The organism is Synechococcus sp. JA-2-3B'a(2-13), from assembly GCF_000013225.1.
GTDB lineage: Bacteria > Cyanobacteriota > Cyanobacteriia > Thermostichales > Thermostichaceae > Thermostichus.
The window spans coordinates 736,187-748,503 of sequence record NC_007776.1 but is presented as its reverse complement, the minus strand read 5'-3'; the positions used below and the strand labels follow the sequence as shown (position 1 = coordinate 748,503).

Here is a 12,317-nt window from a genome sequence, read left to right as displayed (position 1 = left end):
CGGGACAGAACCCTTTGGCTTCTGCCGGAAGATCCCTGTTGAGGTGGCTCAAGCCTGTAGCAGAATGGAAAATCTGGTTTCGGAGGCTGCGATGCTAAAGGTCTTTTCCTTGCTTTCCGGGCTGGTTTTGGCGGGAGGAGTGGCTGCTTTGGCCATCACCAATCCCACCTTAGAAGAGTACAGAACCCATGCAGGGCAACAACTGGCCGCCTACGCTACGCGAGAATACTGCGCTCAGATCCCGTCTTTCTTGGTCACTTTGATTGAGGAATGTCATGCCCTTGTCCGAGAGCTCCAGCCCGAACTAGAAGCTCTGTTCATGCGCCAAACCCGCCGGCAGAATTTTATCCTTTTCAGCCTCTACACCACCGATTTGTCGTTGCTCAACTTTGGCCCGCTGGGGATTTCCTTGCCCACCTACCACTTTGAAACCCTTGCCGTGGCTGGGCAATTTTATACTTATGAGATTCGAGAGGGGAAAGCTGCCCCCTAGCCACCATGGCAACCTCAGGCTCTCAGGATCCAGAAGAATCTCAAAAGGGAGGCTAGATTTGGGCTCGTTCCAACAGGGTTTGCAGCTCCTCTAGGGCCAACTGAGCCGACTGGGCCTGCTGGTAAAGGGATTGCACCACCTCAGCACTGCTTTGGGCCGATTGCAGGGTGGATTGGCTCTGGCGCTGGATACGCTCTGCTAGGCCGCGAATGCGGTTGCTGGCCTCGGTGGTTCGTCCCGCCAATTTGCGGATCTCCTGGGCAATGGCTCCAAAGCCACCGGCACCACCGCTGCGGTTGGCCTCTACAGCCGCGTTAAAGGAGAGCAGGCGAATGTATCCTGCCACCTCCACGATCAAATCCACGATGGTGTTGATCTCCTTGAGTTCGCGGGATAGCTCCTGGTTGTTGTCGGCAATTTCCTGGAAGAGGGTGCGCACCGCTTCTACCCCAGCAAAGGTGGCGGCAAAGGTGGATTTGCCCTTCTCCGAGAGGATCGAGCTAATCTCGATGATGCGGGCATTGAGGCGAGCCAGCTCCTCAGAGCGCTGTTGGGCCCGCCGGCGTTCCATATCTAAGGCCAGGTTTTGGTTGAGGATCTCGGCTTTTTGCCGCTCCAGATCCCGGGCATACTGGAGGCTGCGGTTTTTTTCCTGCTCCAGCTCTGCCAAGATCCTTATCATCTCTTCCTGCTGCTCCTGTAGCTTGCGCTGGGTGGCCAGATGCACCTGGGCCTGGGCCACCAACAACACCGGCACATCGAGAAGGCGGTAGTCCTGGGATCCCAGTTGAACCACCACGGGGTCATAGATGGTCTCTTCGGGCCGTTGGAAAGCTCGGTCGGCTGCTTGGATGACATCGCAGTCGCCGGGGAGCAAGAGAAAATCCCGGCTATGGAACTCTACCATGGAGCTGATGGGCCGCTTCAAAAACACATCCAGGCCGTAGGGCTTGCTGAGCATCCACTCCAGAATGGCGCGGCGGGTCAACATTCCCCGCACCTGTGACCGCTCGTCCAGCACGATGACTCCTGAAAGGCTGCTGTCATCTTCTAGGCGGCGCACCACGTTCTCACAAGGGGTGGACTCGCTCACCTGAAACTCCACCAAGGCCAAATCGCGCAGCTTGGTGTTGATCGATAGGGTAGGAGTGGGTGGATTTGTCAGGGTAGCCATCACAGGGATCCTCGGCACACGTTGGGTACAGATGGGTTGGATGCTAATGTGTAGAGCAACACAAAAAGTCGGCTCTAGATCGGCCTTTGATGGGGTGATTCCTGCAGAAAATCGACCACCTTCAGTTTGCCCTGGGATCCCATCTCCTGCCCATAGGATTTTGCAGAATTGTGCGGGAAGGATGGCCTGGGATCCCTTCTTTGCGGTTTGCTGGGACGGATCCCTTTGGAGCTGAATGTTCTGGGTTGGTATCTTGGATCCCTGATTGATCTGGAGCTGGATTTAGCGGGTTTCTTGATAGCGGTGGTAGATTTCCAGAATTTCGCTGCGTCCTCGGTTAAAGGCGGCCACCACTTGCGGATCGAAATGGCTGCCTCTGTTGTCCTCTACAAACTGAAAGACCTCATTCAAAGCCCAGGCTTCTTTGTAGGGGCGACGGCTGGCCAAGGCATCGAATACATCGGCTAAGGCCACAATCCGCCCTTCTAGAGGGATCCCTTCTCCTTTGAGGCCGCGCGGATACCCACTGCCGTCGAACTTCTCGTGGTGGGTCAGAGCGATGATGGCGCTCTTTTTCATCAGCTCGGAGTCGGACTTGCTGAGGATCTCATAACCAATCTCAGGGTGGCGGTTCATGATCTGCCGCTCTTCTGGGGTCAGACGCCCCGGCTTTTGCAAGATGGCATCCGGGATCCCGATTTTGCCCACATCGTGCATGGGACTGGCGTAGAAGATCAGCTCTTGCTCATGGCTGGAGAGGCCCAACTGTTTGGCGATGATGCGGGAGTAGTTGCTCATCCGCTTCAGGTGAAAAGAGGTATCTTGATCTCGGTATTCTGCGGCCACAGACAGACAGAAGATGGTCTCGAAGTGGGCAGATTTGAGTTCTTCCCGCAATTGGACGTTTTGATAGGCAACCGCCGCCTGGGAGGCTAGGGCTTCTGCCACGCTAACTTCCAGCTCAGAAAAAGGTTGGCTCCACTCGGCCACTTGGTCAGGAGCTAGGGGGGTGGGGTGATCCGGCTTTAGGCGGTTCAACAGTTGTAGGGCGCCGAGGATCTTTCCTGAGGGATCCCGCATGGGCACAGTGAGCAAGGAGCGGGTGCGATAGCCGGTTTGCCGATCCACCTGTGGGTTAAAAGCATAGGGCTGATCGGCGGGCAGGTGGTAGACATCTGGCAGATTCAGGCTCTCCCCGGTGAGCACCACATAGCCCACAATGCTGGAAGGGCTGAGGGGCAGGCGCAGATCCCGCAGCTCCTCATGGCGGTTGACCACGAAAAACCGCAATTCTTCTCCCTCTCGGACAAAGAGGCTGGCCCCATCACAGTGGGTCAGTTCTCGGGCTTGAGCAACGATCAACTCCAGCAGCCGCCCCAGATCTGTTTCTGAGGAGAGGGCGATCCCCACTTGAATCAGACGCTGGCTGAGGCGCAGGGCATCCGAGGCCTCGAATTCGGTTGTGCTGGGGTGAAGACCGAAGGGGGTGGGCAGGCTCATAGCAGGGTTGGTCAGAAGCGTTCACATTAAGCGTTCACAATAAACAATGGCGGAGTCATTCGCCCCCAAGAGTTCTCCTGCCGCCGGCTGGGTATCCGAACCTCCGGGGCGATCAGCAGCCCGAAAACACGCCAACACCACTCAAAGCAGCGATGCCTTACTTTAGCTCGAGGAGGCGAGAAACGTTGTGACCCAGGTCAAGCCCAAGGAGGTAGATGAGATTTCCCTGCAGCTTGTTGTGGGCTTGGGCAATCCCGGCCCTCAATACGCCAATACTCGCCACAATTGCGGCTTTATGGTGGTGGATCGGCTGGCGCAGCGCTGGGGGATCCCGTTGGTTTTGGAGAAGCGATTCCAAGGTAGCTACGGAGAAGGGTTTGCCCTGGGAGGAAAGCGACGCTTGCTCAAGCCGGAAACCTACATGAACCGTTCCGGCCAATCGGTGCGGGCGGTGCTGGATTGGTACAAGTTAGATCTCGCCTCTGTGCTGGTGGTGTACGACGATATGGATCTGCCGCTGGGTCGTCTGCGCCTGCGGGGATCCGGTTCTGCCGGTGGGCACAACGGCATGAAGTCCATCATTCAGCACTTGGGGAGCGAGGCGTTTCCACGGCTGCGTTTGGGGGTGGGCAAACCCAAGGGCAGCCAAGATGTAGTCGGGCATGTGTTGGGTGGATTCGCCCCTGCAGAACAAGAGGTGCTGGAGCGGGTGTTGGATGTGGCGGTAGAGGCCGTGGAGTGCTGCTGGCAAGAGGGACTGAGGACAGCCATGAACCGCTTTAATCCTCTGGATCTGTCTGGGCCATCGTCCGATTTGGATGGATCCAACCCTGCACCGGGCCATGGCGAGGCTTCCTCCTGAGGAGCAGCTCGTCGTCCACCTGGGTTGTTGGCTCTGAGGGATTTTCCAGGAGCGGGGTGATAAGGGCTTCGTCCTGCTCATGGGAACGTCTGTGGAGACAATACTCCAGATAAGTATCAAATTATCTGGAGTATAAGAGTGCCTACCTGGGCGTTGCCAACAGTTCCCAAGGGAGGTTAGCTTCTGTAACAGTCTTCCAGCAGAAGGGCGAAAGGAATGGGAACGGCAGCGTTCCCACCAGGGCCGGCCCGAGACAAAAAGCTGTTCATCATTTGAGGGTGAGATCTTGCTGTTGAACAACCTAGATTCAGTGTTGCTTGCTGTTGAAGCCGCTGCCCCCCTTGAACCGGAAGGGGCTGCCAATCTTTTACCCCTGATCTTGGCGGCGGTGCTGATGGCTCTGGTGGTCATCTATCTGGCCAGCCGTATTGCCGGAGAAATCGCCGTTCGCCTCGGCTTTCCGCCGGTGCTGGGAGAATTGCTGGGGGGCGTTACGGTGGGAACCTCCGCTCTGGGGTTGCTTGTCTTCCCAGAAGGACAAGTTTCCGGCCAAGAGCTGCACACCTTGGCTCAATCCTCAGCACTGATGCAATTTCTGCAAGCCACTGCCGGACTCGACGAGGGATCCCTGGTACAGGTGTTCTCCTCCCAAAGCCAGATCATCGACATCCTCTCCGAGATCGGGGTGATCGTCCTTTTGTTTGAAATCGGCCTCGAGTCGGATCTGGCCGAGCTGTTGCGGGTCGGCCCTCAAGCCGCAGCCGTAGCCGTCATCGGGGTCGCTGTGCCTTTCCTGGCCGGAACCCTGGGCTTGCTCTACCTGTTTCATGTGCCCGTTATCCCCGCCATATTTGCCGGCGCTGCCCTCACAGCAACCAGCATCGGCATCACCGCCCGCGTCTTGGCCGAGCTGCAAAAACTCACCTCCCCAGAGGGGCAAGTGATCATTGGTGCCGCCGTCTTGGATGACGTGTTGGGCATCATCATCTTGGCCGTGGTGGCGGGCTTGGCCAAAAACGGAGAAGTCAACCTTTCCGATATCGGCATCATCATCCTCAGTGCCATCGTCTTCTTGGTCGGCTCCATTGTTTTGGGGCGCCTTCTCAGCCCCTACTTTGTTGCCCTTCTCAACAGCCTGAAGACCCGAGGTAACCCCCTTCTGCCCGCCCTTGTGCTGGCCTTTCTGCTGGCTTATGTAGGGCAAATCATTCATCTAGAAGCGATTTTGGGCGCTTTTGCCGCTGGCCTGATCTTGGCCGAAACCGAGAAACGGCAAGAGCTGGAAGAACAGATCAAGCCCATTTCCGACCTACTGGTGCCCATCTTCTTCGTCTGCGTCGGGGCCAAAACCAACCTTGCCGTACTCAACCCCACCCTCCCCGTCAACCGAGAGGGGCTGATCATTGCCGTCTTCTTGATCGGAGTTGCCATTGTGGGCAAGCTAGCAGCGGGCTTGGGGGCCTTTGGCAAGCCGGGCATCAACCGCTACGCCATCGGGGTGGGCATGATTCCCCGGGGTGAGGTGGGCCTGGTGTTTGCCGGTGTGGGGGCCGCCAGTGGGGTTCTCTCCGATGCCCTCGATGTCAGCATCATCGTCATGGTGATTGCCACCACCTTTGTCGCTCCCCTCTGGCTGCGGGGAGTGTTGATTGGGGAAGCCAACTCCCCCTCCCTCCTGGACTTGCAGGCAGAAGCGTCAGAGCAAGACCGCAAAGACAGCACCGACGAGACCGCGTCATCGCTCCCAGACTCAGAACGGGTGGGCATCCCCGAGGGTTAAGTTATCTCAGCTTCCCCCTCAAACGCCCCCAGAGGGTCTGGAACAGCAGCCGCAGCGGATTGCGGCGTTGAGGCTTCACGTCAATTCTCTCCGTCGTCTCCTCTTGGGGCAAAATTGCCTGCATCGAGGGCGGATCAAACCGCTGCATGGTTGTGGAGCGTCGATCCACCACCTCCGCCTTCACGCTGCGAAAGCTTACAGACTGGAGATACCGCTGAAAATCTTCGTCTGACAACTGGCGAATGCAGTACTGCATCCGCACCTGATTCCCCAACAGGATCTGATCCCCATCCTTGAGATCCCAGCTCAAACATCTCTGCCCATTCACCGAGACGCCGTTGGTGCTGCGCTTGCCCTCGATATTGCCGTCCAGCAGCCGGTAGGTATATTGGCCATCTTTGTGGGGTAGCCGCAGCAGCAGCGCGTGTTGCCGGGAAACCGCCGCCGAATCGATGACAATCGCATTGCTGGGATCCCTGCCGATGGAATAGGTGGCAGCACTGAGGGCCACAGCCCGCCGTCCCTGCTCATCATCGATCACCAACACATGCCAGAGTTGGGAGGGGGAAGACTGTGCGCCGGTAGCCATGGTCTGGGGCCTTGAGGGGGAGCTGGGTTGACCGTCGAAGTTGCAGTGCAGGCCCCTTTCGTGTTAGCGGGCTGGAAGCCACACCTCAGCCATTGCCCAACCCTCGGCGAACCGCTGTGGGAAGAAGCTCAACGAGGGGGAGACTCGGCAAGAGAGGGGCTTTCCCCCATAATAGTAAGGCAGAGCTTCTGCAAAAAAAGAGGATAGCTGAAACGTGAACACGACTCCAACCCCAACCCTCCTCGAAGCCCTTCCCCCGATCTACCCCGGCGTTGCCGTGCGGGTCATCAACCCCAACGACACCTACTACTGCTTTGAGGGCCAGGTACAGCGGGTTACCGACAACCATGCCGCTGTCCTCTTTGAAGGCGGCAACTGGGACAAATTAGTCACCTTCCGCCTCACAGAATTGGAAGTGGTGGACAAATCCCGCCCCTAGCCCTGCTCTCCCCTGTCCCTTTTGGCATCTCCCCATGCGCAGCCATTGGCAGGAACCTTTCCTCTGGATCCATGCCGCCGGCATCCTCCTCTTCCCCTTGTGGGTGGGGCTGACCCTGATCGGGCTGGCCACAGGGGATCCCCTCCTGCCGGTGGGGGCGGAGCAGGCTTGGGTGGCCGTGGTGGGCATTGGGCCGGTCTTTGCTATGCAGTGGCGCAAACCGTTTGACATCTTTAGCGTGTGGGTGGCTTCTGTCCCCCCAGAAGAACTCACCCTCGAGCAGCGCCGCATCTTGGCCGCCTTCCTCAGCCCCGAACATAAGATTTTGACGCTGTTGGCGGCAATCCTGATGCTGGAAGTCGGTGAGCGCCTCTACGACTTTGCCCCCCTCTTTGCCCCGCTCACCCCTGGCAACGGCACCCGTCTGGCAGGCCTAGCCATAGCTGCCTTTGGGTTTTGGGGATCCAACCTATTCTTGCAGATCCCCATTGCAACGATACGGGTACTCCTCCTCAGCGAGCCGGAGCTGGCCCAAATGGATCCCGTCCCCGTCGAGGAGATTGAAAGCCGCTTCTCCGTCATCGGCAATCGCCGCAGCCCACTCCTGCAACGGCTGTTGCGCCGCATCTCCGGCCAAGATTCAGAAGGCACCTCGAAAGACCAAAAAGACAAGGTTAAAAACAGAGCGACAGAAAACCCCCAGCCGGAATCCGAGAAGCGGGATCCCTCTGGGGAAGTTGCCATGCCGGCCCCTGAAACTCCCCCCGATCCCACCTAAGGCAAGCTTCCGCAAAAGCTGTAGCTCAATGTTAGATTGGAAGCAATCCAAGTAGATTGGAAGCAATCCAAGCCCTGTGAAATCCAACCATCGGCATTCCCCTGATCTTCGAGGCTACCGCACCGGCAATGGCGAGCAACTTTTCTTTCCGCTTCAAGCAATTTACCCAACGCCTCAGAGAAACCACCCAACTTCCCCAGTTTTTCACCGATCAAGCCACCAGTGAAACCCAAAACCTCGCTCGGGAGTTGGCTTTGGTTGGGGAATACGCCACTCAGCTTAGCCAAGTGGTGATGGAGGTGGACTTTCTCAACCAGCTCTACACCCGTCTTTTGAACGAGCGGGAAGTGTTGCAGCAGGAAAAAGATCACTTGGAAGCCCGGGTCTTTGAGTTGCAGCAGGAACGCAACGAGACAGAGCCCCAGGTGATGTATTTGCGAGAGCAGTTAAGCCAGGCTAGCTTTCAACTGGAACAAACCCAAAACCGCGAACGCAGCCTCAGCGAGCGAGAACGACAGTTGTCGGAAATCGTAGCCCAACTGGAGCGCCGGCGGGCTGTACTCAATCAAGCTATCGAAAACCTCACCAATCAAGAGGCCGATTACACCGTTCGCACCAAAGAACTGGAGGCGGTCGTCCAGGAAAACGAAAAGAAAGCCAAGCAGTACCTGGAAGCTGCCAACCACTACCGCGCCTACCTGGAAGAGCTCAATGCGCAAGTGCAAGAAACGCAAGCCAAGCTGAGAAGCCTTGGTGTCGAGCCCAAGCCCGCCGACCTGCCTCGACTTGAGGATCTGGAAAAACCCACCCCCATCCCAACACCGCCTCCTGCTTACACGCCGCCCCTTCCCCAACAGCCCCCCCCATCCCAGCAGAGTGGCTATTGGTCAGATAGTCCCTTCGACGACGACCCCTGGGGATAGACCGTCCTGCCAGGATCTATAAGCCAGCTTTGCGACAAAGCTCAGTCCTCTCTGCCCTAACCGGCCTTGGGAGGGCCTGGGTGGTCACATACCCTGGAAGAAACCTGTTGCAAGGGATCCGCAAGAAGATCCCCAGAATCAGTACGAGGATCCCGATCCTCGACATTCAATCCTTTCCTGCCTGGCCAAACCTATGGAACCGACCCTGCCGGATTTACAAGCCCTTAGCCAATGGGATCGACAGTTCTGCCAGTTTGCTGAGCAGCAACAGCTCCTCAAGCCCAAACAACTGGCTCTGGCCCTGAAGATCCAACGGCAGCAGCACGGCCCTCTAGCCTTGATCCTCTGGCAGTTGGGCTTTGTGGGCCTGCAACACCTGGCTCAGTTCTGGGAAAAAATGCCCAGCGAAGCCGAGTCCGAACTGCTCGAGGACAGGGCCTGCGGTGGATGAAAGGTGCCCCCTTCCCCCACTCGCTTTTCCGCCAGAAGAGAAGAAGCAAGCAGATCCCTCTTGCTACCCAACGCTGTCGCCACCAGGCAGCAGATCCTTGGGATCCTCCGGTGGGGGCAGATGCGCCAGATCCACAGGCGAAGGGGATCCCCCCAAAATTCGCACCTGGATCCCCTTGATCACGACATAGAGCACCGGCACCACCAGCAAACTGAGCATTGTCGAGACGAACATGCCGCCGATCACCGCCGTGCCCAGAGACTGACGGCTGGCGGCCCCGGCCCCGCTGGCCACTGCCAGCGGGAAAATGCCAAGTATGGTGCTCAAGGCCGTCATGAGAATCGCGCGGAAGCGGGTCTCTGCCGCCTGCACTGCAGCCTTAACCAGGGGGATCCCTTGGGCAACCAACTGGTTGGCAAACTCCACAATCAAGATGGAGTTTTTGCTGGCCAGCCCGATCAACATCACCAACCCGACTTGGCAGAAGACGTCGTTGGTCAAGCCCCGCAGCAGTTGCGCCAAAAGAGCCCCAAGAACCGCCAGCGGCACCGCCAACAAAATGATCAAGGGATCCACATAGCTCTCAAATTGCGCCGCCAGCACCAGGAAGACGAACACCGAGCCCAAAGCAAAGATCAGCGGCGCCTGTCCTCCCGACTCGATTTCTTCCAGCGACAGGCCCGACCACTCGAAGCCAAACCCCTGCGGCAACAACTGGGCGGCTAGAGTTTCCATAGCCCGAATCGCTTGCCCTGAGCTAAAGCCCGGCAGGGCGCTGCCCTGAATTTCCACCGAGCGGAAGAGGTTGAAGTGGTTGATGATGGCCGGGCTGGTGGTCTCCTCCACCTGAACCAGGGTGCTCAACGGCAAGAGCTGCCCCTGCCCACCCCGCACGTAGAACTGGCCGATGCTTTCCGGGTTACCTCGGAATGCTTGATCCGCCTGCACATAGACCCGGTAGTTGCGGTTGAACAGGTCGAAATCATTGACGTAGGTGCCCCCCAGCAGCGTCTGCAGCGTGCCGAAGACATCCAACAGAGGGATCCCCAACAACTGGGCCATCTCCCGATCCACCTGTACTTCTAGCTGCGGCGAATTGGCGTTGAAGGTGGGCGGGTTAATCTGCAAGCCCAAGGGGGGTTGGCCCGGCGGGGGCGGCGAGTTGCCCACAAAAAACAGGGTGTTGGCCGTCTGCTCCAAGAGGTTGAAATCGTTCACCCCCCGATCCTGAAGCTGGAAAGTAAACCCGCCCGCAACCCCCAAATTGGGAATGGCCGGCGGCAGGATCGGGATCACCAATGCGCGGCTGATCCCGCCCAAAAAAGGCCCAAATAGCCGGTTGACAATCGCTTGCGCCGATTGCTCCGGTTGCCGCCGCTCTTCCCAGGGCTTGAGGGTGGCAAAGATCAGCCCATTCCCCGGCGAGGGCCCGGTAAAGCTGAACCCCCCCACGATCACCCGATTTTCGATCTCAGGGATCCCCTCCAAAACGGCTGTGGCTTGCCGAATCACCCCGTCGGTGTAGTGAAGGGAGACCCCCGGCGGCCCCTGAACAATGGTGATGAAAAAGCCCTGATCCTCATCCGGCACAAACCCCGTCGGCACAACCTGGAACAGCCAGTAGGTGAGGCCCAAACAGGCAATAAACCCCGTCACCACCAGCAGCCGCAGCTTCACCACCAGCTCCAGCAGGCGGCAGTAGGCCGCTCGGATCCCTTCCACGGCGCGGTCAAACCAGCGCAGCAGCCAAAACATCTGCTCTGAGCGGGGGCGAATTAGCAGCGCCGACAAAGCCGGAGCCAAGGTAATGGCATTAAACGTGGACAGCGAAACCGACACGGCAATGGTGACGGCAAACTGCTGGTAGATGCGACCGCTGGTGCCAGGAAAGAAAGCAACAGGCACAAATAGCCCCAGCAGCACCAGCGTCGTGGCGATCACCGCCCCCAACACCTCGTTCATCCCCGCCGAGGCCCCCTGCAGAGGCCGCATGCCGCGGTCGCGGATGTAGCGGGAGATATTCTCCACCACCACAATGGTGTCGTCCACCACCAAGCCAGTGGCCAGGGTGAGGCCGAACAGAGTCAAAGTGTTGATGGAAAAGCCAAACAGGCGCACAAAGGCGAAGGTCCCCAGCAGCGCCACCGGAATTGTAACGGTGGGAATGAGGGTGACGCGCCAATCTTGCAAAAAGATGAACAGTACCAACACCACCAGGCCAATCGCCTGCAACAGAGTGAAAATCACCTCCTGCACCGACTCGGTAATGAACAGGGTGGCGTCGAAAGGGATCTCGTAGATCAAGCCGGGCGGAAAACTCTCCGCCAGCTGCGCCAACGTCTGCCGCACCTGCCGCGACACCTCTAGGGCGTTGGCATCCGGTTGTTGGGTGATGGCGATCCCCACCGCCTCCTGCCCCCCGATGCGGAAGAACGTATCGTAGCTTTGGGCCCCCAGCTCTACCCGGCCCACATCGGCAATGCGCACCAAGCTGCCATCGGCGTTGGCCTTGAGAACGATCTGGGCGAACTCCTCCGGCTGCGACAGCCGCCCCGTGGCCTGGACGCTGATCTGAAACTCCTGATCCGGGGGGCTGGGCTGGCCGCCAATTTGGCCGGCGGGCACCTGGATATTCTGCTGGCGCACTGCGTTTACCACATCCAGAGCTGTCAGACCATAGCTGGCCAGCCGCGTCGGATCCAGCCAGATGCGCATGGCATAGGTGCGCTCCCCGAAAATGATGACATCGCTGACGCCGCGGATGCGCCGCAAAGCATCCCGCACAAACAGCTCCGCGTAGTTGCTCAAAAACAGCTCGTCGTATTCCCCCGCCTCTGAGCGCAGCGCCAACACCAGCACAAAGGCGCTGTCGCCGGCCTTTTCCACGCTGATGCCGTTTTGGATCACCTCCGCCGGCAGCCGGCCCTGGGCCCGCGCCACCCGGTTCTGCACATCCACAGCCGCCGTGTCCAGATCCCGATCCGGGCTGAAGGTAACGGTGATCTGGCTGGTGCCGTTGCTGCTGCTCACCGAGGCGATAGACCGTATACCCTCGACGCCGTTGATCTCCTGCTCCAGCACATTGGTTACCGCCGTCTCCACCGTCTCGGCGTTGGCCCCAGGATAAACAGCAGTCACCCTCACCGCTGGCGGCGCCACCTGTGGGTAGTAGTCCACCGGCAGTAGGGGAATGCTCACCGCCCCCACCAGCACGATCAGGATGGAGCAGACGCTGGCAAAAACAGGGCGGCGAATGAAAAAGTCAACAAACATAGTCCAGCGCAGTGAGGAGTGAAAGGGGATAGCTGAGTTGGGAAACCGCCGGAGA

At 58.6% G+C, this 12,317-nt stretch carries 11 protein-coding genes; 7 read left to right on the top strand and 4 right to left on the bottom strand.

Going from position 1 to position 12,317, the window contains the following annotated elements; genetic code table 11:
• The first annotated feature begins 91 nt into the window (after nucleotides 1–91).
• A complete protein-coding gene (locus CYB_RS03450) occupies nucleotides 92–493 on the top strand; it encodes a DUF4359 domain-containing protein (protein ID WP_071818187.1) in 402 nt (133 codons plus the stop codon).
• Between the two features lie 52 nt (nucleotides 494–545).
• On the opposite strand, the gene CYB_RS03445 is transcribed toward CYB_RS03450, so the two are convergent.
• Nucleotides 546–1,667, bottom strand: a complete 1,122-nt coding sequence (locus CYB_RS03445) for a methyl-accepting chemotaxis protein (protein WP_011432369.1) — start codon at nucleotides 1,665–1,667, stop codon at nucleotides 546–548.
• Nucleotides 1,668–1,949: 282 nt separating this feature from the next.
• On the bottom strand, nucleotides 1,950–3,167 hold the full coding sequence (locus tag CYB_RS03440) for an HD domain-containing phosphohydrolase (RefSeq protein ID WP_011432368.1): 1,218 nt from the start codon (nucleotides 3,165–3,167) through the stop codon (nucleotides 1,950–1,952).
• Nucleotides 3,168–3,354: 187 nt separating this feature from the next.
• Between CYB_RS03440 and pth the strand changes: the two genes are divergently transcribed.
• On the top strand, nucleotides 3,355–4,029 hold the full coding sequence (gene pth, locus CYB_RS03435; RefSeq protein ID WP_011432367.1) for an aminoacyl-tRNA hydrolase: 675 nt from the start codon (nucleotides 3,355–3,357) through the stop codon (nucleotides 4,027–4,029).
• Nucleotides 4,030–4,342: 313 nt separating this feature from the next.
• On the top strand, nucleotides 4,343–5,809 hold the full coding sequence (locus tag CYB_RS03430; protein WP_238376968.1) for a cation:proton antiporter: 1,467 nt from the start codon (nucleotides 4,343–4,345) through the stop codon (nucleotides 5,807–5,809).
• 1 nt (nucleotide 5,810) lies between these two features.
• On the opposite strand, the gene CYB_RS03425 is transcribed toward CYB_RS03430, so the two are convergent.
• Nucleotides 5,811–6,398, bottom strand: a complete 588-nt coding sequence (locus CYB_RS03425; protein WP_011432365.1) for an FHA domain-containing protein — start codon at nucleotides 6,396–6,398, stop codon at nucleotides 5,811–5,813.
• Nucleotides 6,399–6,612: 214 nt separating this feature from the next.
• On the opposite strand from CYB_RS03425, the gene CYB_RS03420 reads away from it, so the two are divergent.
• The 4 genes from CYB_RS03420 (at nucleotide 6,613) to CYB_RS03405 (ending at nucleotide 8,989) form a co-directional block, all read left to right on the top strand.
• A complete protein-coding gene (locus CYB_RS03420; protein WP_011432364.1) occupies nucleotides 6,613–6,837 on the top strand; it encodes an NAD(P)H dehydrogenase subunit NdhS in 225 nt (74 codons plus the stop codon).
• A 34-nt stretch (nucleotides 6,838–6,871) separates the two neighbouring features.
• A complete protein-coding gene (locus CYB_RS03415) occupies nucleotides 6,872–7,615 on the top strand; it encodes a low-complexity tail membrane protein (RefSeq protein ID WP_011432363.1) in 744 nt (247 codons plus the stop codon).
• A 128-nt stretch (nucleotides 7,616–7,743) separates the two neighbouring features.
• Nucleotides 7,744–8,538 (top strand): hypothetical protein, encoded by a 795-nt coding sequence (locus CYB_RS03410; protein ID WP_011432362.1) that lies wholly within the window; start codon nucleotides 7,744–7,746, stop codon nucleotides 8,536–8,538.
• Nucleotides 8,539–8,731: 193 nt separating this feature from the next.
• A complete protein-coding gene (locus tag CYB_RS03405; RefSeq protein WP_011432361.1) occupies nucleotides 8,732–8,989 on the top strand; it encodes a DUF2949 domain-containing protein in 258 nt (85 codons plus the stop codon).
• A 63-nt stretch (nucleotides 8,990–9,052) separates the two neighbouring features.
• On the opposite strand, the gene CYB_RS03400 is transcribed toward CYB_RS03405, so the two are convergent.
• On the bottom strand, nucleotides 9,053–12,262 hold the full coding sequence (locus CYB_RS03400) for an efflux RND transporter permease subunit (RefSeq protein WP_011432360.1): 3,210 nt from the start codon (nucleotides 12,260–12,262) through the stop codon (nucleotides 9,053–9,055).
• Between the last annotated feature and the right edge of the window lie 55 nt (nucleotides 12,263–12,317).